Here is a 25,811-nt window from a genome sequence, read left to right as displayed (position 1 = left end):
GCCGTCATTGCATGATCTCGGGACTAGCCCGTCTGATGTGCTTTCGGCCTCGAAGGGGTAGGGGTAGAGAAAGACAGGTAGTTCTCGGCAAGCCGGCGCAGACTAGCGAAAGGAAGGAGCGCCGTGAAGCCACCTTTTTGCGCCGTCGATCCGGCAATTTCCTGGGCAGCACGGTTATAGGGCGTCGCTACCCCATGCAGACGCCCGAGAAGAGTGATTTCTCCATTCAGATAGTCGACTTCACTTGAAGCGCCGCGCGTGAAACTCTGCCAGGTCGATTGCTGGCCGGGCCGAATGCCGGAGTTTTCGGCGATCTTCCAGTGCGCGATACTGACGGTCCGTTCCAAGGGTGATGCCAAGGCATGGCCTGCCGCCTTCAAAACCGTCTCGGCTTCCTGGACAAGGGCTGTGCCGAATGCCGTTCGTTCGGCGTCCGCTCCGTCGAAAAGCTCCAGCACATTGCGCACATTGTGAAGCAGCTTCGCCGCCTTCCATCGCTTGATATCGCTTGTTGTCTCGGCGATGTAATCCGATCGTCTAAGATCCAGGACGATCTTGGCTGCCGTCTCATCGGTGCCGTGCGGATAACGACCGACGGTCACGATCGCCACCTGCGGATCGCCTCCGACCACGACATGGCCGGTTTCCGTAAAGCGGGCGGGCGTCAGGATGCTGGCGCCGTAGACATTCGAAAAAAGTCTAAGAGCTGTCGCTTCCGTGGCCAGGCCATTTTGAAATGTGACGATCGGCAGGGCGGAGGTTGTCAGTCCCTGAGAATGGTCGATTGGCCGCCAGGCCCAAAAAGCGAGGGTTTCGGCGGCATCTTGCGATTTTACCGTCAGCAGCAGGATATCGGACTGCCGCAGTGATGGCGGCTCTGCCGTATCGAAGGCGTTCAGGCGCAGCCGCCTCATGCCGGCAGGCCGATGGTAGGCGAGGCCGTGATCGATGATGTGCCTGATCTGGGCGCCGCGTCCGACAAGGGCGTAGTCGACACCCGAAAGCTCAAACTGCGCGGCAAGGCTGGCGCCCACGGCACCTGCTCCGATGATGACGTAGCGCGTCATGCTCGCCTTCCTGAAACGGCATTCACGAGCTCTCGTGTGTCGCCTGCTTGCCGGGGGGCGGGGGGTGCAGCGTGTGCCCTTTCCCCTGTGAAAAGATGCGGCTGCTCTTCTGTCTTGCGGCTCCATCTGTCACATGCCGAGCGCCCGAGAATGGAAAGAGAAGTGTCTTCCTGGGGCGCGTGGACAAGAACCGATTGGATATCGCGGAAATGCCGCTCGATCCCGAGATCACCGTTGAGGCCGGGATTGCCAAGCGTGCGCACGGCGAGTTGAACCGCGTCGCGTATGTTGCGTGCCGCAAGAAGGCGCGCCCTGATGAGTGTTTCCGCTTCATCCAGCGAATGGTCGAGCGCGTTGAACAGGATCTGTCTTGCGCCGCCCACGAGCAGGTCGATCTCGCCGGCTGCGGAAATGAACCTTTCGGTTTTTGCGATCGGAACGCCGAGATTGGCGGGGATCCGTTCATGACCGAAGCGGATGAATGCCTCCTGGGCCGCTTCCGCGGCTCCAAGATATATGGCGGTCAGCGCGACGGAAGCAGCAGCATGGGCACGATTGTCCTGCGTGCCGACGGAGGTGTCGACCAGATCGAGGACGTCTTCGAGCGGCACCTCGACATCTTTGAACTCGACATCGTGCGAGCCGCTGGCCCGCATTCCCAGGCTTTTCCAGTTTTCGATCACCGTGATGCCGGGGCGTTGCGACGGAACGACGAAGGTGCCGACGCGTTGCGGTGTTTCATCGGTGCGCGCCCAGACGAGGAAATGGGTCAGGCCGAGCGCGCCGGTAACGAAACGCTTGCGCCCAGAGATCGCCCATCCGCCGGCGGTTCGGCGCGCCAATGTGTCGGGAAGCCCGCCCCGGGCGGGAGAACCGAGGTCGGGCTCGACCCGTGCCGCATTCAGCAGGATCGGACGATCGCGCGCGTCGTCGAGCAAACGTCGATAAAGCGGCTCAGGCCATTTGCTGCCCGCGGCCTGTCCGAGATGGGTGAATATGGTCATCGCGCTAATCAGAGCGACCGAAGGATCGCCGCGCCCAAGAGCTGCGAGGATACGTCCGACATCGGCAATACCCGCACCATTCCCGCCGAACCGTGGTGCCACCGTGCTTTCGAGAAGGCCCGCGGCATGGACGGCCTCGATGCCGGCCCAGGGGAAGGCGCCGGATTCATCTGCCGACACAGCTGCGGCAGCAAGCTTGCGGGTCACATCCGCCAGATCGTTGGTGCTATAGGACACTTTGCATCAGCCTTTTTGAAGCAGTGAGCGGCGCCATGCGCGGGCTTTGCCGCGCGATGGCCTGTCTTTGCAAACACAAACCGAATGGCGTTCGCCAAATTTCATTTGTTGATGCATGACAATGCGGCGGTCAGGCGACCGCTTGACGCGGTGCTTCTCGCTCCGCCAGATCCGCCCTGACGAGCGGCAGAATATAGCGGCCGTAGTCGATGGCGTCGTTGAGGTTGTCATAGCCTCTGATCGAGATCAGATCCGCGCCGAGATCGACGTAATCGAGAATGGAATCCGCAATCGTTCTTGGCGAGCCTACCAGGGCGGTGGAGGCACCGCGCGCATTGGTCGCCGTCACCGTCGGGTACCAAAGAGCCCGATCATGCACATCGCCGCGCGAGGCGATTTCAAGCAGGCGCTGCGAGCCGGCATTCTGCGGAGAAGGCGCGGTTGGCGGCACCTTGCCAAGGCCTTTTGCGCGATTTTCCTTCAAAAGGTCGAGGGTGCGATGCGCCTTGGCCCAGGCAAGCTCATCCGTCTCTGCGACAATCGGACGGAACGTCACCCAGATCCGCGGACGATCCTTGCGACCGGCGCGGGCGGCTTCTGCATGGATCCGGTCGATTTGCTGCTTGGTTTCGGCCAGCGGCTCACCCCACAGGCCGAAGATATCGGCAAGCTCGCCGCCGATGCGATAGGCGTCGTCCGATGAGCCGCCGACCGACACCGGGATGGTGCCGTTCACTGGACGCACGCGGCTGTGGAACTGCTTGAATTGATAGTAGCGGCCATCGAAGTCAAAGGGTTCGCTCGACTGCCAGACGCGTCGCAGAATGCGGATATACTCCTCCTGCCGTTCATAACGCTGATGCTTGTCGAGGAAGTCGCCTTCCTTGGCCTGTTCTTCATCGCTCCCGCCGGCAATGAAATGGACAACCACCCGCCCGCCGCTCAGCTGATCGAGCGTCGCCAGCGATTTCGCAGCGACCGTTGGATAGATCGTATTCGGACGAAGGGCGATGATGATCTTGATGTTCTTGGTGTGCGCCGCCACGGTCGCGCCGATGGTAAAGGGGTCGAAGGACGCGCTGTCATAGGGAATGAGGGTGTAGTTGAAGCCATAATCATCGAGCGAACGGGCATAGCGCTCGATGAATTGTGGGTCGAGCGCGGGATTTTCGAGAGGGTTGAGCTCGGTCGAGGCATTTGGAAAGGTGACGCTGATGAATTCGGTCGGCATGTCTATGTCCCTATGGTTTGCTTCACCGGATTGTGGACAGGATGCTAACGTCGCCGGAATGCTGCAGAAAGACAGGTCGTTCTTTTTCTATAAAATTTGTAGAATATTTATGCTTTGAATCCGGCCAACCGAGAAGCTGAGGTCTCCTTTGAGGTTTCGACAGATAGCCGTCGTTAGAGATCCTGCGCCGCTGGGGTTCGGGAAATCTGTCGCGTGCAGTGCGGACTTTGCCATTCTCAATGAGCGCATGAAGCGCGCTGGAGTGCGATTGCTGCAGCCGCGGCGGCGCGAATGGGACCTGCCTGGCAACAGGAGGATCAACAACCACTTGATCGACCGTTTCTCGGGCAGGCCTTTCGTCGCAAACGCGCCCTTTTGCAAAAACATTCCGCCGCTCTTGCCAAGATTGGGTACGGCTCTCTCCACAGTAGTGCAGTGAAATAGTAGATTTATCATGTTAGATTTGAGGAACTAGAATGTCCCGTCAGGCTGCCAATATCATTGATTTCCAGGCCTATCGCGATGCCCGCGAGAAAACCTCAGCGGTGGTGTCGTCTGCCGGCGCAACTTGGCCGGCCCAGCCGTTTCTGATGTGGGTGCCCTTCGTCGGCTTTATTCCCGTGATGCCGTTCGGCAATCAAACCTATGGCAGCTGAACTGGGCGGGCCGCTGCATCTGGTCTCCAGGGCAGAGGCAATCGACGAAATCTCGACGTTGACCGGCCAAAATCTGCGGCGTCTGAGAACACGGCGGGGCTATTCGCTGGATCGGCTGGCCAAGATATCGGGCGTCAGCAGGGCCATGCTCGGGCAGATTGAAACCGGCAAGAGCAGTCCCACGGTCGCTATCCTGTGGAAAATCGCGGCTGCCCTCGAAGTATCCTGTGGTTCATTGATCGCCGAGCCGCATGAAGCCACCCTCCATGTGCTGACGCACGCGAAAGCAAAGGTCCTTTCCGCATCCGAAGGGCGCTTTCAGACCAGGGCGCTTTTCCCTTATGAGAGCGAGCGTAAGGTTGAGTTCTACGAGCTGCGAATTGCTCCCCACCATACTGAAACCGCAGAACCGCATCGGTCTGGCACCGTTGAAAATCTCGTCGTGTCGCGCGGTACGGTGGAGGTCGTTGCCGGCAGACATGCGCCGCAGATCCTTGGCGAAGGCGATGCCATCATATTCGAGGCGGATGTTGCCCACAGCTATCGCAACATGACCGGCAACGAGGCAGTGCTCTATCTCGTCACCACTTATGTCGAGGAAGTTCGCGGCTGAGTTTGCGCCATGCGAATGAAGAGGTAATCCCTGAAGCAGTCGCGATCTCCTAAGATTCGCTCCTGCGCTTCAGGTTATTGCTTTCGTGCATATCACGCAAAGCCGCGGCACAGTTCTGCGTGATATGTTTGAGCGGTGAGCCGCTTTTGTGCTCGTATCTGCCTGATAATATCAGGCAGCTTCCATCATGCAGCACATCATCATGTTGCCGCACATCATCATCATCGGCATGCCCGAGGACATCATGGACATCATGCGCTTGCAGCATTCCATAAACATGTCCTTGTCCATGCCTTCCATCGGCATCATCTCGCAGACCATGCCCTTCGGCGTCATCTTGCAGGTCATCTTGCCCATCATCATCTGCATCATGGGCATCATCATCGGATTCATCATCGGCATGCCGCCCATCATGGAACCCATCATCGGGTTCATCATGGGATTCATCATTGGCATCGCGCCCATCATCGGCATGTTGCTCATCATGGGGTTCATCATCGGCATCATGTTCATTGCAGGGTTCATCATCGTCATCTCCCGAAATCGGCCGTGTTCTGGCCTTCGATGAAAGTTGAGTTATGCCAACTAATTTTCCCGTTCAATGCAAAAAATTATTTTAATATTCTTTCCTCCAATAGAATAGAGATGTCTCTGTTTGTTTGATCGGTATCGTTGTTATTGCAGAGATTTATCCATTATAGCAGATGCCTCCAGGCGCCAGCATCGGTCCGGGGCGTGATGATTCCGACCTGGATATTAAGGCGAAGAAATTCATTTTGCCGATTCGAGCGGTAACGGCAGAAACCTATTCCTTTAATCTACTGGATTTGTGGATAATGTCTCGGCATTGGATGGGCGTTTGCCACCGCGATGCCGTTTAACGGCTCAGTGCGCGGCCGACGCCGGAATCAGGAGCTCGCATGGATACTGTTCTCTACCTCGCCTCGCTCACAACGCAAACGCGTCGCCCAGTGGGTCTCGGATCCTGGACGATTGCACAGTTGGCTCTTGTCGGCCTCACGCTCCTCCTGTCACTGCTTCTATTGCTGCGCACAGCGTGAAGGGGCCGGGGCGTAATTTCGCGCCTCCCTCTCGATCTTTGCTCCTGCTTGCCGGATATCGGAGAAGTATCGCGTGACGAAAATCTATCAAAGCTTCTCGGAGCTGATCGGCAATACGCCACTGCTTGAACTCCATAACTATCGCCGGAGCCGGGCGCTCGGTGCCCGTATCGTTGCGAAGATCGAATATTTCAATCCGGCGGGCAGCGTGAAGGATCGGATCGCCTGGGGCCTTGTCAGGCAGGCGGAAGATGAGGGAAGGCTGCGGCAAGGAGATCTCATCGTCGACGTGACGAGCGGCAATACCGGGATAGGCCTGGCGGCGGTGGCGGCATCGCGCGGCTATCGCACGAAATTCTACCTGAGTGACAATATCAGCCGGGATAAGGTGAAGCTCCTGCGGCACTTCGGCGCCGAGATCGTTACGGTGCAAAACGAGTTCTTCCTTGATCCCGAAGCACTGGACAAAATCTCGGCACGCATACGCGAGGAGAACCCGACGGCATTCTTCACCGATCAATTGTCCAATCCCGCAAATCCGCAGACACATTTTGAAACGACAGGCCCGGAAATCTGGCGTGACACGGATGGCGCGGTCGACATCTTCGTTGCCGGTGTCGGCACTGGCGGCACGATCTCTGGAGCAGGCAGGTTCCTGAAATCGCAAAAGGCTGATTTGAAGGTTGTGATTGCGGAGCCGGCGGCAGAGTCGCTGCCCACTGAGGACGCTCCCTATCCTGATGAGATCGATGGTGTCCACAAGGTGAGCGAAGTCTCGCCGGAGCAGCTGCCGCGCAATTTCGATACGACGATCGCCGATGAAATCATCGCTCTCAGCACTGCCGATGCTCGCGCGACGGCGCATGCGCTTGCTGCGGAGGAGGGGATATTCGCGGGAACATCGTCGGGGGCGGTTCTATGGGCGGCAACGCAGTTGGCCGCCCGGCCCGAGAATGCCGGCAAGGTCATCGTCGCCATCTTGCCCGATACCGGTGAGCGCTACTTATCGATTTCGACGGAGCAGACACAATGACCAGGGGCAATGATCCGACTAACCCGGCAGGTCCCAATACCCAGCTTGTACGCGCAGGCTACGATCCCTTCGACTATCATGGCTTCATCAATCCACCGAAGGTTCATGCATCGACGGTTCTGTTTCCGGATGCGCAAACGATGGATCGCAACGGGCAGAAATACACCTATGCGACGCGAGGCACGCCGACCACGGACGCGCTTTGCGATGCGATCAATGAACTCGAAGGGGCGGCCGGCACGATCCTGGTCCCGTCCGGCCTTGCCGCCGTTACGACCGCGCTGCTGGCGTATCTGTCGCGCGGAGACCACGCACTGATCGTCGATTCCGTCTACGGCAATGTCCGGCAGTTTTGCGATACGATGCTTTCGCGTTTCGGCGTCGATGTTGAGTATTATGACCCTTCGATTGGCCGGGATATCGAGGCGCTTTTTAGGGCCAACACGAAACTGGTTCATACGGAAGCGCCTGGATCAAACACGTTTGAGATGCAGGACATTCCCGCGATCGTCGAAGTCGCTCATCGGCATGACGCGATTGTTACCATGGACAATACCTGGGCGACACCGCTTTTCTTCAGACCCCTTGATGCTGGCGTCGACGTGTCTATCCAGGCTTCGACAAAATATCCAGCCGGCCATGCCGATGTGCTGATGGGTACGATTTCGGCAAATGCCAAGCATTGGCCAACGTTGAAACGTGCCAATGGCGCGCTTGGCTTTTGCGGTACGCCGGACGATGCGTATCAGGTTCTTCGTGGACTGCGCACCATGGGCGTTCGGTTGGAGCGGCATCAAGCAGGCAGTCTTGCCGTTGCAAAATGGCTGGAGGGACGGAACGATGTGGTTCGCGTTCTCTATCCGGCTCTGGAAAGCTTTCCTGGACACGCGCTTTGGCGGCGTGACTTCAAGGGAGCCGGCGGTGTGTTTTCCTTTGTGCTCGCAGCCGGTCGAGGAGAGGATTTCAAGCTGAAGGCGGAAAGGTTTCTCGATGGGCTTTCGCTGTTCGGTCTCGGCTACTCCTGGGGTGGATATCAGAGCCTGGCGCTGCGCGTCGATCTCAGTGATCGTCGCATTGCGCAGGTGCCCACGGAAGGACCGGTCATCCGCCTTCAGATCGGGCTGGAGGATGTCGAAGATCTTATCGCTGACCTCGAACGTGCCTTCGCAATCTCATCAACGGTCTAGCTAGTACGTCTTGCTCAAGAGACGGGGTCTATAAAATCCGTTCCCATCGCCTAGATGAAATGAGGCGGCGTCGGTTGTTCATTCTGCGCGTCGGAACGTAGAGGAGGCAAGCGATGATCTATGATGCCGTTGTCGTGGGTTCTGGTTTTTCCGCCATCTCCACCGTCTGCAATCTCGTGGAGCTACTCCCTGAAACGGCATCGATCGCCATTGTCGGCGACGATCCCGGATTTGGTCGCGGGACTGCCTATCGGACAGAACTCTATCTGCACCGCCTGAATGTGCCGGCCGGTCGCATGAGCCTTTTTCCGGACCGCCCGAACGCCTTTGTCGAATGGTTGCGGGAACGCAAGCGACCACTGGACGCGGGAGATTTCGCCTCCAGACAGGATTATGGCCTCTACATTCGAGATAGCTTGGCTGCCCTGTTGCGCAACAGGAAGGGCCGCTGCCGGGTCGATTTCATCAAGGCGAAGGCGACGGGATGCGTCGAACGTTACGGTTCCGCACTCGGTTTTTTATTGGACAATGGCAATGAGATCGCCGGCCGAAGCATCGTGCTCTGTCTCGGCGTTGGAAATGCGCAATTGCCGTTTGATGTTTCCCGACTATCCGCTGGCGCACGCTCCCACATCATCGAAAATCCTTGGCGGCTGTCATGGCTGAGGCGGGTGGGTAAGATCGATACGATCTGTATCCTCGGTTCCGGACTGACGATGATCGACCAGGTTTTGGCACTGTCCGCCCACGGCTTCATGGGCAAGATAGTCGTGCTGTCACGACGCGGCCTCGTTCCGCTCGATCATGCCAGTCATGCGAAGCCGGCGGCGGAGATCGATGTCGGTGCGTTGCCCACGCGGATGAGCGAACTCCTGCACGTTCTCCGTCGCAAAAGCAAGGATGCGGGCGACTGGCGCAGCGTCATGGATGGGTTGCGCCCTAAAACGCAAGCGCTCTGGTCGAGATTGCCCGAACTCGAGCGTCGCCGCTTTTTACGTCATGCGTTGCCATGGTGGAACGTCCATCGTCACCGTGTTGCACCGGACGTCTTCCGGAGATTCGAAACGATGATGCAAAGCGGCCAGGTTTCCGTCCGAGCCGGCTACCTGCAGAATGTGGAGGAGGCGGGGGCTTTGGCATTGCATTACCGGCCTCGCGGCGGAAGCCTCGCCGCATGGATTGAGGCGGATTGGATCGTGAACTGCACTGGCATGGAACGGGCAGGCATCGCGCATTCCCCATTGCTGCAGGAAATGCAGCGCAAGGGCCTGATCAACGCAGACCCGCTTCGTCTTGGGTTGACGGTCGACGCTCGCTCGCGCGTTCCTGGTTCGAGCGGCAACGATGCCGTCATTTATGCCGTTGGCGCACTGACTGCGGGCCAATTCTGGGAAATTACCGCCGTGCCGGATATCCGCGTGCAGGCAAGAAACGTCGCCCAGGCCATTGCTGGCAGATTGCGCTGAAGGAGCCGAGACAGCCGGCTTCGGTGGCGTGCTGATCGCTGTCAGCTCTGTGCGACACGCACGATCAGTTTACCGAAGTTTTGCCCTTCCAGCAGCCCAAGGAAAGCGTCCGGAGCGTTTTCGAGCCCGTCCACGATGTCCTCCTTGTACCTGAGGCGCCCCTCGGAAATCCATTTTCCGGCTTCGCGATAGAAATCGGGACGCTGATCGGCGAATTCGCGCTGTATGAAACCCCGGATGGTCAGGCTCTTTCTCAGGATGGCGCGCATCACCGCGGGCAGTTGGTCTGATCCGCGCGAAGTGGACTGATCCTCGTTATAGTGTGCGATCAGTCCACAGATCGGCACGCGCGCGAAATCGTTCAGCAGTGGAAACACGGCGCTCCAGACGTGGCCACCGACATTTTCGAAGTAAATGTCGATGCCGTTCGGACAAGCCGACGCGAGCTGGGTTTGAAAGTCGTCGGCCCGGTGATCGATTGCGGCATCGAAGCCGAGTTCGTCGTGGATATAGCGGCACTTGTCCGGGCCGCCTGCGATCCCGACCACCCTTGCACCAAAGATCTTGCCGATCTGCCCGACGGCTGAGCCGACCGCGCCGCTTGCTGCGGCAACGACCAATGTCTCTCCGGCTTTGGGTCGTGCGATATTGCGCAGCCCCGCATAGGCGGTAAAGCCCGGCATTCCCAGAATGCCGAGTGCCGTCGAGATCGGTGCTGCATCCGGGTCAAGCTTGCGCAATCCCGCGCCGTCTGAGATCGCATGGCTCTGCCAGCCGGAATGGGAGAGAACAATGTCTCCTGGCGTGAATGCCGTATTGCGTGATTTGGCGACGCGCGCGACGGTTCCTCCTTCCATCACGCCGCCAATTTCGACCGGCGCGGCATAGGATTTCGCGTCGTCCATCCGACCCCGCATATAGGGGTCGAGGGAAAGATAAAGGATTTGCAGAAGAACCTCGCCTTCGTCGAGATCCCGCAATGTTTCCCGTTCAAGTCGGAAGTTTGCCGTCACCGGTTTTCCAACGGGACGGGAGGCAAGCACGATGCGGGTGGTGACGGGCTGATTGGCCATGTCGCGTTCCTTGCATTGATTTCGATATCGAAGCGCTGAATGACCGCAATGCCGGAACCGGCATCTCAATTGCAGTCGTTCGGAAGCTCCTGCCGTATTGTTTGCGCGCCGGCGTCGCGTATGCGCTTCGGCTCTTTCACTCCTTGAACCACAGCGCGACTCCATTGGCGGCATCGGCATCGACCAGCAGGCCACCCTCGAAGGGACGAGATGAAAGGCCCCCTTGCGCCAGGACGTCTGCCGTCACCTGAAGCGATCGCACTTTCAGTCCCAGCGCCACTTTTCTTTCGTTGCCGTCAAAGCTTGCCGGAATGGCTAAGCCGAACCGGGAAGTCGCGTTAGCCTCGGACAGAATATGAAGTGTGACGATGCCGGTGTGAATTGCAATGCCGTCCCTGGTGATTTCAGGAGCAACGGTATTGGCAAATCCGCCTAGCAGTTCGATTAGCGTCTGGGGAGCGCGGCTGACGATAAAGACGTCGACGATATCGAGCACACCGTTGGGATGGCTCTGGTCGCGCGGTTGCCATACCAGGTCTGGCGTATTGTGCTGGCAAAAGAAGAAGCGGCCGTTGGAAATCGCCTCCTTGCCGATCTGAAAGGTGCGGAAACTGGCTGACTTCTGCGTACCTCCCACGTCGACGGGGCGCGAGAAATCACGCCATTCGGTGACGGGTTTGCCGGCTTCGCCCAATTCGCGTTGCAGGCTGGCTGCGTCGGCGGTTCGAAAGGCAAGCCCGTTCAAACCGGTCGGATAAGACCAGAGATCGGCGCGTTTCTCGTTACTGTCAGGCGGAAATCCGAGCAACTCCAGATAGTTCTCACCGAACACGGCAAGATGATTGATGGAGCCCAGCGTATGGTAGCCCCGTGGGGTCAATGCAAAGCCGAGTTTGCGATAGACAGCGGCTGCCTCGTCCAGCCGGTCAAGGACGCCAACGACCGCGTGATCGAGGATGAGAGGTTGGGCAGTAACGGCCATATGTGGGGCTCCCGGCATAGAGATAGGTTAGGGCATGGAGATAGGTCAAATCGTGGTTCCACCCATTCTTTTCGGCTGTTGTCGCGACGAGAGATGCGTAGTCCTTGCCAATCGTCTCGAGTTTTTCCACCAAGGCGGAATGGGGGCCGCCGAGCTGGCCTAAGTAGTCTTCACCACCTCCGGATTTGTCCCAGTCATTGCCGATAAAGCGGGCGGTCGCCTTGCCGGATGCGGCGATTTCGGGCTTCGGAGCATGAAAAGACGCAGCCGTCTGTTTCAGGCCATCCAGGAAGGCGTCGTCATCAAGGCCGCTATAGGGCTTGCCTTCGGAATTCGTTACGTTGAGGTAGATCTGCTCATCTCCGAATGCGGTGTAGCCGCCGCCCAGCCCCTTCTTCGTCGCGTCGGCCGCCTCGAAGAATTTCTGCGCGACGGCGGCGTTGAGGGTGTTTTCGGGAAACTGGACAATGACAAAGCCGGTCTTGCCCGACGTATCGTCGAGGCGAGAGACGAGCACGCTGTATTGACGAAAGACATAGCCAAGCGAGCCGGCCAGCCGATCGGCGGTGATATCGTCGAGCTCGCCCTCCGTTTGAAGCGACGCATTGGTTTTCAGCAGATAGCCGCCGGGCGTGACCTCCGTCTCCAAGGTCGCCGGATCGATGCCGTTTGCCGATATGATTTGCGGTATGATCTGCTTTAGCACTTGCGCCGAGAACGCCGCACGATCGTCGTAGCTTGCGCGAGCAAGCCCCGGCAGGTTGAAGCCGGAGGAAGGCGTCGCCTCATAGGATAAAAGCACCTTCTGGCCTGCTGCCGCCGTATTGTGAAAGACCATCGGCATGGCGACGCCCAGAACGATTGCTGCGCCGAGCCTAAGAGCCATGGAGAAAGTGTTCCTGATGTACATTCTATAAGGCATCTGCCATGTTCCCCGTCGATTGCTGCATTTGGTTTTGGTGTCGATCTTGTGCTTTCGCTGCCAATGAAGACGCGCCGGTAGGTGCTGTTACCGCTTCATGCAGCTCTTAACGGCCCGCTTAGTCCCTTTTTATTGCTGAGCTGGATAACGATTGTCGCATCCGGAAGGTCGCGATTTTAGCGATCACATCAGCAACCATGTTCGCAAACCGATGAGGGTCGGTTGCAGGACTGCAAGGTCGATAGGAGGAAGAGTATCCGTGGCTGCTCATGAATATGTATCGGACAGGATTTTCTTAATCAACGGTAATGCCGGCGTCGATGCGAACCGATCTCATGAGATAGTTCGGCGCATTTCGATTGCAGCTCATGGCTAGTACCATCATCGACAAGATCATCGAGAATGAGCGCCCGATATTCCTGAGCGAGCAGCCTTGTCTCTATCTCGTCGCGTTGTGCCGAGAGGCGAAAGAAATGATGCAGCCTGCCCATGATACGCCTCCTCTACGCTGCCCGGTTGAGGCCGCCAGACGTTGTGGATGCCAATTTATGGATTGCTCGCAGCACGTCCGAGGCGGCAGAAAAATGTTGGCCGTCGAGATCATGGACATGAAACTTGACCGCGATGAACTTCAGCGCGCCCTTGTCCGGAACGACGATGCCCACCGGAATGCCGGCATATTCAATCACCTGTCTGGTCATTATCACCACCTGTTGAAATTGCTTCTTCCGAACGAACTATCCGGGCATTCCAAGTTCGATTAGTCCATCAATTTAATAGATTATATGTATGGTAAATGCGGAAGACCATTCTCCATGATGCCAAATAATCGCGTCATGGCGAAAAACAATTCTAATACAAGATGCGCTGACTCTTAAAGAGCAGAGGCCGGAGGTTGCGCAGGTGTTCTTTAACGAACCGGGATTGCTGCGCTCGATTTCCGGGCGGAAGCCGATCGCGTCAAACATGCAAGGCTCGTGGACGCTGCCATCCGGCATCGATCGGACTTTGGAGTTCGGGTAGGGATGCCATTTCGTAGCTGGAGGTCTCGGCTCCTCGTCAAAAGGGATTGCTGTGCTCCTATAGTCTATAATTTTAATAGACTATTATGATGGCGTCCGGCTATAAATGGTGCCGTCAATCATTGTGGTTCTGAACTGACGCCTGAGGCGCCAGCCGTCGACGTGAAGGAAATCGGTAGTGACAAATTTGAACGAATATCTCGGGCAGAAGCGGGAAGCCCTGCACAGCCGGCGCAAGCGGGTAAAATCCGGGGAGCTTGGCGCAGTTACGTTGAACGCGAGTGCAAGTGCCGAGGGCCGCAGTGGGGTGCGTCGCATCAGAATCAGGGACTTTCAGGTTATTTCCGACAGCCCGCCGGATTTTGCCGGCTACAATCTAGGGCCTTCGTCTCCCGAACTTTTGCTCGGCGCGCTCTCGAGCTGCCTGACGCATACATATCTCATTCATGCGTCCGACCAGGGGGTACCGTTGGAATCGTTGCAAGCGGAAGTCTCCGCCTCGATCGATCCGCGTGGAGGTGCCGAGGGCCATGACGATATTCCCGTCTATCCCCACGACATCAATTACGTTGTAACGTTGGTGTCGTCTGCAAGCGGGGAGGAGATAGCAAGGTTGCAGGCCGCCGTGGAGAGGCTTTGCCCAATCCTCAATCTTCTGAAGCGAGGAAACGAGGTACATGGGCGTGTCGATCACAGGCGTCCGGCGTGAGGTGAACGCTGCTCTGTCTTTCTCCATCCTTGGATATCCGCGCCATGAATAAGTCCGTCGCATCGCTCGCAGGAGAGCCTGTTTTGAATATCATCGATCGGATCGAAGGCTACCAGCCAGAGCTCGTCGCAATCCGACACGATCTCCATGCCCATCCCGAAATCGGCTTCGAGGAAGTGCGTACCTCGGGGATCGTCGCCGAAAAGCTGTCGTCCTGGGGGATCGAAGTTCATCGTGGTATCGGCAAGACGGGCGTTGTCGGCCTTCTCAAGGGACGCCATCCCGGCAACAGATCGGTGGGCCTGCGCGCCGATATGGATGCCTTGCCGATGCCGGAGGAAACCGGTCTTGCCTATGCCTCGGTCCATCCCGGCCGGTTTCACGGTTGCGGCCATGACGCCCATACGACGATCTTGCTCGGTGCTGCACGCTATCTTGCCGAAACGAGGGATTTTGCAGGCACGGTGACCTTCATCTTCCAGCCAGCGGAAGAGGGATTGGGCGGCGCGCGGGCCATGATCGCCGACGGCCTGTTCGAACGCTTCCCGGTGGACGAAATCTATGGGCTTCACAATGCGACGCAACTGCCGCCCAATCATCTCCATGTCTCGGCCGGAGCGGTACTGGCGGGGGCCGATTTTTTTGACGTGACGTTCAAGGGCAAGGGTGCGCACGGCGCTCATCCGAATGTCGCTCGCGACCCAATTCCCGCAATTGCCGAACTCGTGCAGTCTCTGCAGACGATCGTCAGCCGCAACGTCCCGCCGACGGAGCCGGCTGTGCTGTCCGTGACGAAGATATTCGGTGGGTCCGCCTACAATGTCATACCCGAAAGCGCGAGCGTCGGCGGAACGATACGAGCTTTTTCCGATGACATCAGGCGTCTGATCCGCGAGCGCCTGACCACGATTTCCCGCAATATAGCCGCAGCTTACGACATCGAAGCCAGCGTCGATATCCGCGACATTTTTTCCGTTCTGACCAATCATCAGGATCATGTCGAGATCATCGCCGATATCGGCCGCGAGGTTCTTGGCGAGGATCGGGTTTCGACGGTGCCTGGGCGGGCGATGGGTAGCGAGGACTTCGCCGACATGCTGCTGCATGCTCCGGGCGCATTCTTCACGTTGGGGCACGCCGGCAATGTTCCGGCTCACAATCCCGGTTTCATCGTCGATGACGCCATTCTCCCTGTCGGTGCCACCTTGTTTGCCCGTCTTGTCGAAAGCAGGTTGAAGGCGGCGTGAATGGTTGGATGTCCAGGTCGATACGACCGGGTGCAAGACTGAGATCCGTAGGCCCGCTAGGTTCCGAGGTTGCGGCGCGATAGGCCCGAAGGCGGCTCGGCGGGCCTATTCGACCATAGTGCGATTGTCGCGCGTTCGTTTCCCGAGCTGTGCGGAAATTAGAATATTAATTCTATAGATAGATAGGGGTTTGCCGTAGGTTGATGCGCATTTTCCTACAGAGGCTTACACAATGGGCATCAAAGCCAAACTCAAAGCGGCAAGTTTACTGAGCGTGTGGCTATTGGCGGCGCCGGCAGCATTTGCCGATGACCAGCCGGTCAAAGGCGGTACGCTGATTTACCTTGAGCAGCAGGCGCATACGAACCTTTACCCGCCGGCCGGCGGTTTCTATCCGAACGGCGGCGTTCTCAACCAGATCACCGACAAGCTGACCTATCAGAACCCCAAGACGCTCGCGATCGAACCGTGGATTGCAGAATCCTGGGCGGTCAACGATGCGGCGACGGAATATACGTTCAAGATCCGCAAGGGCGTGACCTTTTCCGATGGTACTCCGCTCGATGCCAATGCCGTCGCCAAGAATTATGATACGTTCGGCCTTGGCAACAAGGAGCTGAAACAGCCGGTTTCCGAGGTCATCAACAACTACGACCACAGCGAAGTCGTCGATCCCTATACCGTAAAGTTCTATTTCAAGAAGTCGTCCCCGGGTTTTCTGCAGGGAACGTCCGTCATCGGGTCCGGCCTGGTCTCGTTGAAGACGCTGGCGCTGTCCTTCGACCAGCTCGGCGATGCGACGAAGATCATCGGGTCCGGCCCCTTTGTCGTCGAGAGCGAGACGCTCGGCAAGCAGCTCTCGCTGAAGGCGCGGACAGATTATAGCTGGGGTCCAAGCAAGCTGGAACATCAGGGCCGGGCCTATCTGGACGGTATCAAATACATCGTCACCGGCGAAGACAGCGTGCGCATCGGCGCATTGCTTTCCGGCCAGGCCGATTTCATCCGCCAGCTGCAGGCCTATGACGAAAAGCAGGTAAGCGACCAGAATTTTTCGATCTATGCGGCGCCAACCCGCGGCGTCAACGACAGCGTCGCCTTCCGGCCGGACAATCCGCTCGTTGCCGATATCAAGGTTCGCCAGGCGCTCCTGCATGCGACGAATAACAAGGAAATCGTCGATACGCTGTTTTCGGCAAATTATCCGCAGGCAAAATCGATCATCTCGTCGGCTGCGGCCGGCTACGCGGATCTGTCGTCAAAACTGATCTATGATCCGGCTCTTGCTGAAAAGCTCTTTGACGAGGCGGGCTGGAAGAAGGGCGCCGACGGCGTTCGCCAGAAGGATGGCAAGCCGCTTTCGCTTGCCGTTTACGAATCCCTGCCCCAGCCACAGAACAAGGCCGTATTGCAGCTGGTCGCGCAGCAATGGGCCAAGTTCGGCGTCAAGCTTCAGGTTCTTGCTGGCACCTCGGGAAATCTGGTGACCGACAATGTCGATCCGGCAAAGACGCCGCTGGTCGTCGCCGAAGTCGGCCGCGCCGATCCTGATGTCATCAAGAGCCAGTTCTATGCCAAGAACCGCGACGCCCTGCTGCAGAAGGGTGGCCTCAATCCAAAGGCAAGCTTCTCGGATGACAAGCTGAACGGCATCCTGGAAACCGTCGCCTCCGAGACCGATGGTAGCAGGCGACTGGCGGCGGCAAAGGCCGCGCAGGAATATCTGCTCGATCAGGCCTATGTCATCCCGTTCTTCGAGGAGCCACAGGTTTTTGCCGGCGCACCTTACGTGAAGGGAATTGCGTTCGAGGCCGTCGGACGTCCGTCCTTCTACAGCACCTGGCTTGCCGAACATTGAGGAAAAACGGGGCTGGCCCGGCGTGGTGCCGGGCCGTCCTTCCGCGAAGACATGGTAGTGGCATGGCAAGATACATATTATCGAGGTTCGGGCAGGCTTTGTTCGTCTTGTGGGCTGCCTTCACCGTTTCATTCGTATTGCTGCAGTCGCTGCCAGGCGACGCGGTGCTGATCAAATTCCAGAACCCGGATTACGGATTGAGCCCCGAGCAGCTTGCCGATATCAGGGCGGCTTATGGCGCCGACGGATCGTTCCTGCACCAATATGCCCATGCGGTCTGGAATTTTCTGACGGGGGATTTCGGCTATTCCCTGCAGGCAGGCGTTCCGGTGAGCTCGCTGCTTGCCACCAACCTGCCACCGTCCCTCCTGCTTGCAGCATCGGGGTTTATGGTGGCGACGCTTCTTGCCGTTCTGATCGCAATCGCCTGCAATCTTTCCGGTCTTGCCTGGCTGCGTGGCCTGATCCAATCCATTCCGTCGCTGTTCATATCGGTGCCGACCTTCTGGCTCGGCATCATGCTCATTCAGATATTCTCTTTCCGGCTTCGCCTCGTGCCGGTCATCAATCCGGGTCCATGGGAGGGTCTTTTCCTGCCCATCCTGACGGTCGCAGTGCCGATTTCGGCGCCGCTCGCGCAGATATTGCTGAAGAACATAGACGAGGTCCTGACGAAGCCCTTCGTGCCCGTGGCACGGGCCAAGGGACTTTCTCATGCCAAAGTCTTGTGGCGGCATGTCGCCAAGAACACGCTGCTGCCGGTTTTAACCGTTGCCGGCTTGCTGTTCGGAGAGCTGATCGCCAGCGCGGTCATCACCGAAACGGTCTTCGGCCTCAATGGTATCGGCGGGCTGACGAAACAGGCTGTGGACAGCCAGGATGTCGCCGTTCTTCAGGCGATCGTCGTTATTGCCGCGACCGCGTTCGTCGTCATCAACCTCGTGGTCGATCTTCTCTATCCCGTGCTCGATCCACGTCTGAAGACCAAGCTGGGAGCCGCATGATGGCGACGATCGAAACCGCTCGACATCATGCAGACCTCGATGCGTCCGACCGGAAAGTCAGTGTATCGCCCGTGACGCTTGAGGCCGATTTTCACGAGAACGCCGGAGCTGGCGGGCGTTTTCCGCGCATGCAGCCTGGTCTCTTCCTTGCGTGCCTCATCCTGGCACTGGCTGTCCTTTGGGCACTCTTCCCAAGCCTCTTTACGATCTATGACCCTGTCCAGGGCCTGCCCGGGCAACATCTACGACCGCCCAGTGCCACCCATCTCCTGGGCACGGATTCGCTTGGGCGAGATCTCTATGCCCGCATCGTCCATGGTGCTATCCACTCGCTATCGGGCGCGCTCGCTGCCGTTGGCATCGCGCTTGTGGCCGGCACGACGCTCGGCGTGCTTGCCGGATCGTTCGGCGGCAGGATTGAGACGGTCATCATGAGGCTGGTCGATGTCATGCTGTCGATACCGGATCTTCTCTTGTCGCTCAGCATCATCGTTCTGCTCGGTTTCGGCACCGTCAATGCCGCGATCGCGGTCGGCTGCACGCTGATCGCCAAGTTTGCCCGATTGGTTCGCTCCGAAGTCGTGACGGTGCGCCGAAGCGAATATGTCGAGGCCGCCTTCGGAAGCGGCGGGACATTCCTCAAGGTGCTTTGGCGCCACATCCTGCCGAATTCACTGACCTCGGTGATCGCCTTTGCGGCACTTCAGGCCGGCTGGGCGATCCTGCAGCTCGCGACGCTCGGCTTTCTCGGCTATGGCGCCCCGCCACCGACACCGGAATGGGGCCTGCTGATTGCCGAAGGACGCAATTATATCGCAACCGCCTGGTGGCTGACGGCCGCGCCCGGTCTTGTCGTCGTCCTGGTGGTTATTTCCATCAATCGCATCAGCCGGGCAATCGGGGGCATCGGGAAATGACGGCTCCGATCATTGGAACGATTGCGGAAAAGGGTGCACCGATCCTCGATGTTGCGGGCCTTAGGGTTGCCTATCGCGACAAGAGCGTCCAGCGCACGGTTGTCCACGATATTGACTTTGAGGTTCGCGCCGGCGAAGTGGTCGCCCTCGTCGGCGAATCCGGTTCCGGCAAGAGTTCCACGGCACAGGCGCTGATCGGCCTTCTACCCGAAGGTGGCCTTCTCCAGCAGGGAACCATCCGCCTGAATGGTCAGGATATTGCCGGCTGGCCACAAAAGCGGCTGGACGGCATTCGCGGGTCCATCATCAGCCTCGTACCGCAGGATCCGGGCAATTCGCTCAATCCTGTGAGGACGATCGGCGAACAGGTCGCCGAAATCCTGACGGTGCATGGCAGGGCCTTTGGAGCGGCTGCTCGCGTTCAAGCGATCGAATTGCTGGAACGCGTCGGCCTTAGCCAGCCTCAATTGCGTGCCAGGCAATATCCGCATGAGCTCTCCGGCGGCATGCGTCAGCGCGTGTTGATCGCCATTGCCATTGCGCTGAAACCTTCGCTGATCATCGCCGACGAACCCACCAGCGCCTTGGATGTCACGGTGCAGAGGCACATTCTTGATCTGATCGACGATCTGAGACGGGAATATGGCACGGCGGTTCTTCTGGTGACCCATGACCTCGGGGTCGCTGCCGATCGATCCGACAGGCTGATCGTCCTGCAGCACGGCCGCATCCAAGAGCAGGGACGCACGGCCGATATCCTCGCAAACCCGCAAAGCAACTATACGCGCCGTCTGCTTGCCGACGCGCCATCGTTGAATGCGCGGCCGAAGGCCTCGCCGGCACACCCGGTTGCATCCGTCGCGCCGGCCGACGACATCGTTGTCGTCGATAGACTGGTGCAGGATTTCGATGCCGGTGGTAGCGGCAGTTTCCGGGCGGTCGACGATGTATCCTTTCGTGTTCGCCGCGGCAGCACCCACGCAATCGTCGGTGAATCCGGTTCCGGCAAGACGACGACGATCAGGATCGTTTCCGCCTTTCAGAAGCCGACTTCGGGTCAGGTGCTGATCGACGGGCTCGACCTGTCTTCGTTGCGCGGCGAAACGTTGAGACTGCTGCGCAAGAAGATCCAGCTCGTTTATCAAAATCCCTATGGTTCGCTCGATCCGCGCCAGACAATTACGGGGATCGTCGAGGAGCCGTTGCTGAATTTCGAACGCCTATCCCGGCGCGAGCGACTGGCGAAGGTAGCGGCCACGCTCGACAAGGTCAGGCTGCCAGCCGACATATTGCAACGTCGGCCGCATGCCCTCTCGGGAGGGCAGCGCCAGCGCGTCGCGATTGCGCGTGCCCTGGTGCTCGACCCGCAGATCCTGGTGCTCGACGAGGCCGTGTCCGCACTTGACGTAACGGTACAGGCGCAGATCCTTGCTCTCCTGGACGAGCTGCAGCGCGAGCTCGGGCTGACTTATCTGTTCGTCTCCCACGATCTCGCCGTCGTGCGACAGATCGCGGACACTGTCTCGGTGCTGAACGCCGGGCAGCTGGTCGAAACGGGTCGGGTCGAAGACGTCTTTTCCAATCCCAGCAGCCCGTACACGCGCGAGCTGATCGATGCGGTGCCAGGCAAGAAGTTTCCGCGGGCCACCAAGCCCAGCTTAATCAGCGCAGGATGATCCCATGAGTACGCCAACATCACCGAAGAGACTGGGCTTCTTCAGCCGGGTTCTGGACCAGGTGGATGCCGGAACCCGCTACAGGCTGGTTGCCGAGCAGATCGTCCATGCCGAAAAGCATGGCTTCGATACGGCCTGGGTGGCGCAGCATCACTTCAACGGAGACGAAGGTGGCTTGCCTGCGCCATTGGTGTTTCTCGCAGCCTTGGCCCCGCAGACCTCGCATATTCGTTTGGGGACGGGTGTCATTACGCTGCCGATGGAGAACGCGGTGCGGGTCGCCGAGGATACGGCCGTGCTCGACAAGCTGCTCGGCGGGCGGCTGGAGGTCGGCTTCGGTACGGGCGGCACCCCCCAAGCCTTCCTTCCCTTTGGTCTGGAAAGCAGCCAGCGCACGGAGGTCTACGGCAATCATCTTGCTCTGGTGCGCGATGCCTGGGCGGGTGGAGAGCTTACAGGCGGCAACCACCTCTATCCGGCAGCGCCGCATTTGCGCGACCGTGTCTGGCAGGCGACATTTTCCGTTGGCGGCGGCATACGTGCCGGCCGCGATGGCGACGGGTTGATGTTGTCGCGCACGCAGCCTCGGCCGCCCGAGACGCCGAACGCCAAGCTGTGGGATCTGCAGGATCCCATTATCGATGCCTATCTGTCGGCATTGCCGGCAGGGCGTCAGCCACGAATATTGGGTTCACGCAGCCTCTTTGTCGCCGACAGCAGGAAAGAGGCCCTTCATTTTGCCGATATCGGCCTGAGGCGGATCATCGAGCACTTCAAGGCAACGGGTTTTGTGATCCCAGGCGAAACCACGGCTGATTTGATCAGAGCGTTTGATGTTCACGTTGGCACCCCTGACGACGTTATTGCATCGCTTCAGGCAGACACAGCATTGGCGCGGGTCACGGACCTGGTCTTTCAGGTGCATTCCGTCGATCCGCCGCATGAACATATCCTGCGCTCGCTGGAACTGACGGCTGCTCATGTCGCCCCAGCGCTTGGTTGGATACAACAGCGCCCCATCGGAAATGAACGCCGCTTGGCGGCACAAGTCCAATAGCTGCATCCGAAGAAAAGGCATAGACTATGACTTTGCAGATCAGAGACGTCATCGATTTCCTTGCAGGAATAGATCCTGGGTCCGATCTTGACAGCCTTCGGGCACAACGGCCCGAGACGCGCCTCAATGCTCAGAAGAGCTATGAAGCTCTTTTCGAGCCCGCGCATTGGGGACGCGTGACCCCGGCGGAGCGCTTTGCTGTCGCCGCCTTTGTCGCCGGCCTTCACAAGGCACCGGAAATCGCGAATTTCTATTCTTCCAAGCTGCGGGATGAGGCACACGGCCCCGAGCTCGTTGCCGTCATCGGCGCGGAGCTGGAGGCCGGCGATACAACCGGACCTTACGGCCATTATCCGGCTGGCCCGCTTTCCCGCGAGGACCGGCCGGGCCTCGTCTATGAGGTTTCGGGCGAAAGCCGGAAACTTCTGGACCTGAAGCTCAGCGCGGCGCTCGAGCACAGCCATCTTCTGGTCTTCCGTCCGAGGGAGGCAAGCGCTGCGGCGCTGCAGAAGCTGCTGGACGCCGGCTGGACGACCACAGGCATTGTCACCTTGTCACAGATCACGGCATTTCTGGCGTTTCAGATCAGGGTGGTCGCCGGGTTGAGGGCGCTCGCGAAGAGCCCGGCCAATATCGGACAGGTCGCGCAAGCCTAGAGCGGTTCAGCTTTTCGCTGAATCTTCGAACCGCTCTATCTCTTTGTTTTCACGCAATTCCGGACGGAAAACCGTTACGCATTTTTCCTGGGATTGCTCTAGTCGCACGAACAAGGAATCCTTTCATGACCGAAACCGTCATTCATCCCGAAATCGCAAACCGGCCAAATGTCTTTACCCAAGCCGAAATCGGCTGGACGCCCTGGCTGCAGCCAATTGACGAAGCCGATCTGACCGAGCGTCATTGGGCAGGCCTTGTGGACGCATCCCGCGCGAAGTCGCCGTACTTCATGTTGCTGGTGCGCGACCCCGACATCCTCCAGGCCCGTACCAAGACGGACAAGGATATCTTCTACAATGTCTCGGCGGGCCTTCCCCGCGCTGAGCGTGAACTGGCTGCCACGGCGGCATCGCGGGCGAATGGCTGTATTTTCTGCGCATCGGTCCATTCTCGCTTCGCCTCTCATCATTCCAAGCGGACGGATGACGTGCAGCGTCTGCTGGATGATGGGCTTCAGGCGGACCTTGGCAGCCGCTGGAATGCCGTCGTCGAGGTTTCAGCCGCGCTCACGGCGACGCCATCGCAATTCGGAGCCGAAGAGATCGTCAGGTTGCGCGAGGAGGGTCTAGACGATCTGGAGATAGCGGACGTGATCCATGGGGCTGCCTTCTTCAATTGGGCGAACCGGCTGATGCTTTCCTTGGGCGAGCCGACACCTGCGGTCTGAAGCCTCATATCGTGCGTGAATCCGGGTATTCATTGGCATTTGACGCGTCGCCTGGCAGTTATGTTGGATTCTTGCTTACTCATGGCCTTGCCCTTTGCCGTCAGAAAAGTTGTCGGGAGCGGAGCGCAAGATAACTTACCCATAGCGAAAGCCTACCATGAGGCGCGTTCACTGGCTCTGCTGCTAGCATTTCGATGGGAGAGACCCGTGTTCTCCATTGCCATGCGCCCTGTGCCCGAGGTTCCGAGCGAGCAGGGCTACGACTTCCGTCAGGGCGCTCGGTTCGATGCCGAAAACTAGTTCAACGATATTCGGTCTCTGGGGCGTACTTCCGGACCTGGCGATTCATATGCAGGCTTTCGCCGAGTGGGTCACCTCCAGGCGAGAGACAAGTCAGGGCAGAAGTTCAACAGGCGTTACTACCTAACTCTGAAGGCGTGATGCAGTCAGGCTGGCTTTAATCCGAGCTAAGGGCCACGGCCGGATGCAGGTGGGACGCCTTATGTGCTGGTAGCAGACCAAAGAGAAGCCCCGTCAGAAACGAGCAGGCAAGTGCGAGCACGATAGGACCTGGGGTAAAGCTCACCGGCAGTCCGCCGAGGTGGGCCAGAAGACCGATGCCGATCCCACAGGCAATGCCCATCACCCCGCCAACGATGGAAACGACCATCGTTTCGATGATGAACTGCCACAATATATCGCGTCGACGCGCGCCAGTCGCCATTCTTACGCCGATCTCTCTCGTGCGTTCGCTGACGCTGACAAGCATGATGTTCATGATCCCGATTCCGCCTACGAGCAGCGAGATCGCCGCGACGGATCCCAGGAAGAGTTTCATCATCGCGAAGGTATTGGCAAAGGTTTCCCGCACCGAAGACATATTGGTCACTTGCGTGTCCTGACGCTTGTGCCGTTCATCCAGCAGTTTCTGTATTGCCTGCTGGGTGGCTTCGAGCGCGGCGCTATCCCTTACCTGAACGGTGATGCTACGAACGTTGTGCTCGCCGAAAAGTCTCACGCTGCCGGTTGTCAAAGGTACGAGGACAACGTCGTCCTGGTCGTTTATGCCTGCGCCCGCTCCCTTTTCCGTCATGATCCCGATCACCTGGAACGGGACCTGGTCAACCAGAACATATTGTCCGATCGGATTCTCGCCTTCCATAAACAGCGCCTTGGCGACGGTCTGGCCAAGCGCCGCCACCGGCGCATAACTGTCGACGTCCTGCTGGTTCAGAAACTCTCCGCGTAGGACTTGCCAGGATTTCGCGGCCGTGAACTGGGGTACGATGCCGTTGGCGGTGGTACGATAGTCGATGCCGCCGCGACGGATTGTGACCGCCTTTTGCATTTCAGGCACCGCGAAGGCGACGTTTGGGATGGCAAGCATCGCATCAACGTCGGCGGATACCAGCGTGGCGCTGGCATTGTCGATATTGCCACGGAAATTGGCCATGTTCGGGTGTACGATCAGTAGGTTCGATCCCATCGCAGTGATGCGGTTCAGGATCGATTCCTGCACGCCGGTTCCGATCGCAAGCATAGCGACGACCGAGCAGACGCCGATTATGATGCCAAGCAACGTCAGGATGGTCCGAAAGAGATTGGCGCGGAGCGACCGCAGCGCCATTTTCACAGCTTCGCTCATGTCGGCGATCGCCGCCGATCCTTCTACCGCCGACAGCTGCGACAGCAGGGGGCGAACCACGCTCCCCTGTTTCTTTTGTCTCCGATCGCTGACGATCCGGCCGTCATGAATCTCGATCAGCCGGTCGGCCTGTTCGGCGATGGATCGCGAATGGGTGACGACGATGATCGTGTGGCCCTTGTCGTTCATGCTGCGCAGCAGCGCCATGACATCGTTGCCGCTTGCGCTGTCGAGCGCGCCGGTCGGCTCATCCGCCAGGATCACGCGGCCGCCATTCATCAGGGCGCGTGCGATCGACACACGCTGCTGTTGACCGCCCGAGAGCTGGCTTGGACGATGATCCAGCCGATCTCCGAGTTTCAGGGAATGTAGCAGCCTTTCGGCGCGCTCATGCCTCGCGCGAGCGGACATGCCGGAATAAATTGCCGGAACCTCGACATTCTCCCTTGCTGTCGCGGTCGCGATGAGATTGTAGCTTTGAAAGACAAAGCCGAAGGTTTTGCGGCGAAGGGCGGCCAGTGCGTCGCCGTGCAGCTGCGACACGGGCTCATCGTCGATACTGTATTCACCCCCGGTAGGCTGATCCAGGCAGCCGAGAATGTTCATCAATGTCGACTTGCCGGAGCCGGACTGTCCGATGATCGCCACGAATTCCCCGGCGGCGATATCAAGGGAAACATCGTGCAGGACAGCGGTGGAAAGATCGCCGTTAATGTAGCTCTTGGAGACATTTCTCAGCGACAGCAGCTCGGGCATGGTC

The 25,811-nt window shown here is 58.7% G+C and carries 25 protein-coding genes; 15 read left to right on the top strand and 10 right to left on the bottom strand.

The genetic code is table 11. The features are described from left to right. Window positions 1-23: 23 nt before the first annotated feature. From AC13Q5_RS24505 to AC13Q5_RS24495, 3 genes are all read right to left on the bottom strand, one after another. Window positions 24-1,067 carry a ketopantoate reductase family protein gene (locus AC13Q5_RS24505; protein ID WP_488503456.1) on the bottom strand — a complete coding sequence of 348 codons (1,044 nt, stop codon included), beginning with the start codon at window positions 1,065-1,067 and terminating at the stop codon, window positions 24-26. Next, window positions 1,064-2,308, bottom strand: a complete 1,245-nt coding sequence (locus tag AC13Q5_RS24500) for an acyl-CoA dehydrogenase family protein (RefSeq protein ID WP_457882019.1) — start codon at window positions 2,306-2,308, stop codon at window positions 1,064-1,066. Before AC13Q5_RS24500 ends, AC13Q5_RS24505 begins: the two co-directional genes overlap by 4 nt. A gap of 130 nt (window positions 2,309-2,438) precedes the next feature. Beyond that, window positions 2,439-3,539 carry an LLM class flavin-dependent oxidoreductase gene (locus AC13Q5_RS24495; protein WP_457882018.1) on the bottom strand — a complete coding sequence of 367 codons (1,101 nt, stop codon included), beginning with the start codon at window positions 3,537-3,539 and terminating at the stop codon, window positions 2,439-2,441. 476 nt (window positions 3,540-4,015) lie between these two features. Here AC13Q5_RS24495 and AC13Q5_RS24490 point away from each other — a divergent pair, with 476 nt between their 5' ends. After that, window positions 4,016-4,195 (top strand): hypothetical protein, encoded by a 180-nt coding sequence (locus AC13Q5_RS24490; protein WP_488503455.1) that lies wholly within the window; start codon window positions 4,016-4,018, stop codon window positions 4,193-4,195. Further along, window positions 4,185-4,808 (top strand): helix-turn-helix domain-containing protein, encoded by a 624-nt coding sequence (locus tag AC13Q5_RS24485; protein WP_075854671.1) that lies wholly within the window; start codon window positions 4,185-4,187, stop codon window positions 4,806-4,808. Before AC13Q5_RS24490 ends, AC13Q5_RS24485 begins: the two co-directional genes overlap by 11 nt. A gap of 171 nt (window positions 4,809-4,979) precedes the next feature. Here the strand turns inward: AC13Q5_RS24485 and AC13Q5_RS24480 are convergent, their stop codons facing one another. Continuing rightward, the gene (locus tag AC13Q5_RS24480; protein WP_159444803.1) at window positions 4,980-5,336 is read right to left on the bottom strand and encodes a hypothetical protein; all 357 of its coding nucleotides are present in this window, start codon (window positions 5,334-5,336) and stop codon (window positions 4,980-4,982) included. 392 nt (window positions 5,337-5,728) lie between these two features. Between AC13Q5_RS24480 and AC13Q5_RS24475 the strand changes: the two genes are divergently transcribed. From AC13Q5_RS24475 to AC13Q5_RS24460, 4 genes are all read left to right on the top strand, one after another. Further along, on the top strand, window positions 5,729-5,869 hold the full coding sequence (locus tag AC13Q5_RS24475; protein WP_457882017.1) for a hypothetical protein: 141 nt from the start codon (window positions 5,729-5,731) through the stop codon (window positions 5,867-5,869). Between the two features lie 73 nt (window positions 5,870-5,942). Continuing rightward, window positions 5,943-6,902: a PLP-dependent cysteine synthase family protein gene (locus AC13Q5_RS24470; RefSeq protein ID WP_488503454.1), complete on the top strand. Its 960-nt coding sequence runs from the start codon at window positions 5,943-5,945 to the stop codon at window positions 6,900-6,902. Continuing rightward, window positions 6,899-8,089, top strand: a complete 1,191-nt coding sequence (locus AC13Q5_RS24465; protein ID WP_488503453.1) for a cystathionine beta-lyase — start codon at window positions 6,899-6,901, stop codon at window positions 8,087-8,089. Before AC13Q5_RS24470 ends, AC13Q5_RS24465 begins: the two co-directional genes overlap by 4 nt. Before the next feature lie 113 nt (window positions 8,090-8,202). Then, window positions 8,203-9,555 carry an FAD/NAD(P)-binding protein gene (locus tag AC13Q5_RS24460; RefSeq protein ID WP_488503452.1) on the top strand — a complete coding sequence of 451 codons (1,353 nt, stop codon included), beginning with the start codon at window positions 8,203-8,205 and terminating at the stop codon, window positions 9,553-9,555. 41 nt (window positions 9,556-9,596) lie between these two features. On the opposite strand, the gene AC13Q5_RS24455 is transcribed toward AC13Q5_RS24460, so the two are convergent. The 5 genes from AC13Q5_RS24455 to AC13Q5_RS24435 all read right to left on the bottom strand — a co-directional run bounded on the left by AC13Q5_RS24455 (window position 9,597) and on the right by AC13Q5_RS24435 (window position 13,233). Continuing rightward, window positions 9,597-10,628 carry an NADP-dependent oxidoreductase gene (locus tag AC13Q5_RS24455; RefSeq protein ID WP_488503451.1) on the bottom strand — a complete coding sequence of 344 codons (1,032 nt, stop codon included), beginning with the start codon at window positions 10,626-10,628 and terminating at the stop codon, window positions 9,597-9,599. Window positions 10,629-10,764: 136 nt separating this feature from the next. Continuing rightward, window positions 10,765-11,610 carry a VOC family protein gene (locus tag AC13Q5_RS24450; RefSeq protein ID WP_488503450.1) on the bottom strand — a complete coding sequence of 282 codons (846 nt, stop codon included), beginning with the start codon at window positions 11,608-11,610 and terminating at the stop codon, window positions 10,765-10,767. Beyond that, on the bottom strand, window positions 11,555-12,496 hold the full coding sequence (locus AC13Q5_RS24445; RefSeq protein ID WP_488503449.1) for a hypothetical protein: 942 nt from the start codon (window positions 12,494-12,496) through the stop codon (window positions 11,555-11,557). Before AC13Q5_RS24445 ends, AC13Q5_RS24450 begins: the two co-directional genes overlap by 56 nt. Before the next feature lie 335 nt (window positions 12,497-12,831). Beyond that, window positions 12,832-13,023, bottom strand: coding sequence for a hypothetical protein (locus AC13Q5_RS24440; RefSeq protein ID WP_075854664.1), 192 nt, complete (start codon window positions 13,021-13,023; stop codon window positions 12,832-12,834). Window positions 13,024-13,035: 12 nt separating this feature from the next. Then, a complete protein-coding gene (locus tag AC13Q5_RS24435) occupies window positions 13,036-13,233 on the bottom strand; it encodes a hypothetical protein (protein ID WP_075854663.1) in 198 nt (65 codons plus the stop codon). Between the two features lie 499 nt (window positions 13,234-13,732). Between AC13Q5_RS24435 and AC13Q5_RS24430 the strand changes: the two genes are divergently transcribed. The 9 genes from AC13Q5_RS24430 (at window position 13,733) to AC13Q5_RS24390 (ending at window position 23,406) form a co-directional block, all read left to right on the top strand. Next, window positions 13,733-14,263 carry an OsmC family protein gene (locus AC13Q5_RS24430; protein WP_075854662.1) on the top strand — a complete coding sequence of 177 codons (531 nt, stop codon included), beginning with the start codon at window positions 13,733-13,735 and terminating at the stop codon, window positions 14,261-14,263. Window positions 14,264-14,307: 44 nt separating this feature from the next. After that, entirely contained in the window at window positions 14,308-15,510 is a 1,203-nt protein-coding gene (locus AC13Q5_RS24425) for a M20 aminoacylase family protein (protein ID WP_488503448.1), read from the top strand. Window positions 15,511-15,742: 232 nt separating this feature from the next. Beyond that, window positions 15,743-17,368, top strand: coding sequence for a TIGR04028 family ABC transporter substrate-binding protein (locus AC13Q5_RS24420; protein WP_488503447.1), 1,626 nt, complete (start codon window positions 15,743-15,745; stop codon window positions 17,366-17,368). 62 nt (window positions 17,369-17,430) lie between these two features. Continuing rightward, a complete protein-coding gene (locus AC13Q5_RS24415; protein WP_075854659.1) occupies window positions 17,431-18,372 on the top strand; it encodes an ABC transporter permease in 942 nt (313 codons plus the stop codon). Continuing rightward, window positions 18,372-19,289, top strand: a complete 918-nt coding sequence (locus AC13Q5_RS24410; RefSeq protein ID WP_488503446.1) for an ABC transporter permease — start codon at window positions 18,372-18,374, stop codon at window positions 19,287-19,289. The genes AC13Q5_RS24415 and AC13Q5_RS24410 overlap by 1 nt, the downstream gene beginning before the upstream one ends. After that, entirely contained in the window at window positions 19,286-20,965 is a 1,680-nt protein-coding gene (locus AC13Q5_RS24405) for a dipeptide ABC transporter ATP-binding protein (protein WP_488503445.1), read from the top strand. Before AC13Q5_RS24410 ends, AC13Q5_RS24405 begins: the two co-directional genes overlap by 4 nt. A 4-nt stretch (window positions 20,966-20,969) precedes the next feature. Next, window positions 20,970-22,022 carry a putative FMN-dependent luciferase-like monooxygenase gene (locus AC13Q5_RS24400; protein ID WP_488503444.1) on the top strand — a complete coding sequence of 351 codons (1,053 nt, stop codon included), beginning with the start codon at window positions 20,970-20,972 and terminating at the stop codon, window positions 22,020-22,022. Window positions 22,023-22,048: 26 nt separating this feature from the next. Next, complete coding sequence (locus AC13Q5_RS24395) at window positions 22,049-22,678, top strand: CMD domain protein (protein ID WP_488503443.1); 630 nt, start codon at window positions 22,049-22,051, stop codon at window positions 22,676-22,678. Window positions 22,679-22,803: 125 nt separating this feature from the next. Further along, window positions 22,804-23,406 (top strand): alkylhydroperoxidase domain protein, encoded by a 603-nt coding sequence (locus AC13Q5_RS24390; protein ID WP_075854654.1) that lies wholly within the window; start codon window positions 22,804-22,806, stop codon window positions 23,404-23,406. Between the two features lie 457 nt (window positions 23,407-23,863). Here the strand turns inward: AC13Q5_RS24390 and AC13Q5_RS24385 are convergent, their stop codons facing one another. After that, entirely contained in the window at window positions 23,864-25,807 is a 1,944-nt protein-coding gene (locus AC13Q5_RS24385; RefSeq protein WP_488503442.1) for a MacB family efflux pump subunit, read from the bottom strand. Between the last annotated feature and the right edge of the window lie 4 nt (window positions 25,808-25,811).

The organism is Martinezella sp. CNPSo 3964 (assembly GCF_057784375.1).
This window is presented reverse-complemented; position numbering and strand designations above follow the sequence as displayed.

Excerpts from the sequence above, each read along its gene's own strand:
- AC13Q5_RS24505 (WP_488503456.1), bottom strand. The coding sequence starts at position 1,067 with ATGACGCGCTACGTCATCATCGGAGCAGGTGCCGTGGGCGCCAGCCTT.
- AC13Q5_RS24495 (WP_457882018.1), bottom strand. The coding sequence starts at position 3,539 with ATGCCGACCGAATTCATCAGCGTCACCTTTCCAAATGCCTCGACCGAG.
- AC13Q5_RS24490 (WP_488503455.1), top strand. The coding sequence starts at position 4,016 with ATGTCCCGTCAGGCTGCCAATATCATTGATTTCCAGGCCTATCGCGAT.
- AC13Q5_RS24485 (WP_075854671.1), top strand. The coding sequence starts at position 4,185 with ATGGCAGCTGAACTGGGCGGGCCGCTGCATCTGGTCTCCAGGGCAGAG.
- AC13Q5_RS24480 (WP_159444803.1), bottom strand. The coding sequence starts at position 5,336 with ATGATGAACCCTGCAATGAACATGATGCCGATGATGAACCCCATGATG.
- AC13Q5_RS24475 (WP_457882017.1), top strand. The coding sequence starts at position 5,729 with ATGGATACTGTTCTCTACCTCGCCTCGCTCACAACGCAAACGCGTCGC.
- AC13Q5_RS24465 (WP_488503453.1), top strand. The coding sequence starts at position 6,899 with ATGACCAGGGGCAATGATCCGACTAACCCGGCAGGTCCCAATACCCAG.
- AC13Q5_RS24460 (WP_488503452.1), top strand. The coding sequence starts at position 8,203 with ATGATCTATGATGCCGTTGTCGTGGGTTCTGGTTTTTCCGCCATCTCC.
- AC13Q5_RS24455 (WP_488503451.1), bottom strand. The coding sequence starts at position 10,628 with ATGGCCAATCAGCCCGTCACCACCCGCATCGTGCTTGCCTCCCGTCCC.
- AC13Q5_RS24450 (WP_488503450.1), bottom strand. The coding sequence starts at position 11,610 with ATGGCCGTTACTGCCCAACCTCTCATCCTCGATCACGCGGTCGTTGGC.
- AC13Q5_RS24445 (WP_488503449.1), bottom strand. The coding sequence starts at position 12,496 with ATGGCTCTTAGGCTCGGCGCAGCAATCGTTCTGGGCGTCGCCATGCCG.
- AC13Q5_RS24440 (WP_075854664.1), bottom strand. The coding sequence starts at position 13,023 with ATGGGCAGGCTGCATCATTTCTTTCGCCTCTCGGCACAACGCGACGAG.
- AC13Q5_RS24435 (WP_075854663.1), bottom strand. The coding sequence starts at position 13,233 with ATGACCAGACAGGTGATTGAATATGCCGGCATTCCGGTGGGCATCGTC.
- AC13Q5_RS24425 (WP_488503448.1), top strand. The coding sequence starts at position 14,308 with ATGAATAAGTCCGTCGCATCGCTCGCAGGAGAGCCTGTTTTGAATATC.
- AC13Q5_RS24420 (WP_488503447.1), top strand. The coding sequence starts at position 15,743 with ATGGGCATCAAAGCCAAACTCAAAGCGGCAAGTTTACTGAGCGTGTGG.
- AC13Q5_RS24415 (WP_075854659.1), top strand. The coding sequence starts at position 17,431 with ATGGCAAGATACATATTATCGAGGTTCGGGCAGGCTTTGTTCGTCTTG.
- AC13Q5_RS24410 (WP_488503446.1), top strand. The coding sequence starts at position 18,372 with ATGGCGACGATCGAAACCGCTCGACATCATGCAGACCTCGATGCGTCC.
- AC13Q5_RS24405 (WP_488503445.1), top strand. The coding sequence starts at position 19,286 with ATGACGGCTCCGATCATTGGAACGATTGCGGAAAAGGGTGCACCGATC.
- AC13Q5_RS24400 (WP_488503444.1), top strand. The coding sequence starts at position 20,970 with ATGAGTACGCCAACATCACCGAAGAGACTGGGCTTCTTCAGCCGGGTT.
- AC13Q5_RS24395 (WP_488503443.1), top strand. The coding sequence starts at position 22,049 with ATGACTTTGCAGATCAGAGACGTCATCGATTTCCTTGCAGGAATAGAT.
- AC13Q5_RS24390 (WP_075854654.1), top strand. The coding sequence starts at position 22,804 with ATGACCGAAACCGTCATTCATCCCGAAATCGCAAACCGGCCAAATGTC.
- AC13Q5_RS24385 (WP_488503442.1), bottom strand. The coding sequence starts at position 25,807 with ATGCCCGAGCTGCTGTCGCTGAGAAATGTCTCCAAGAGCTACATTAAC.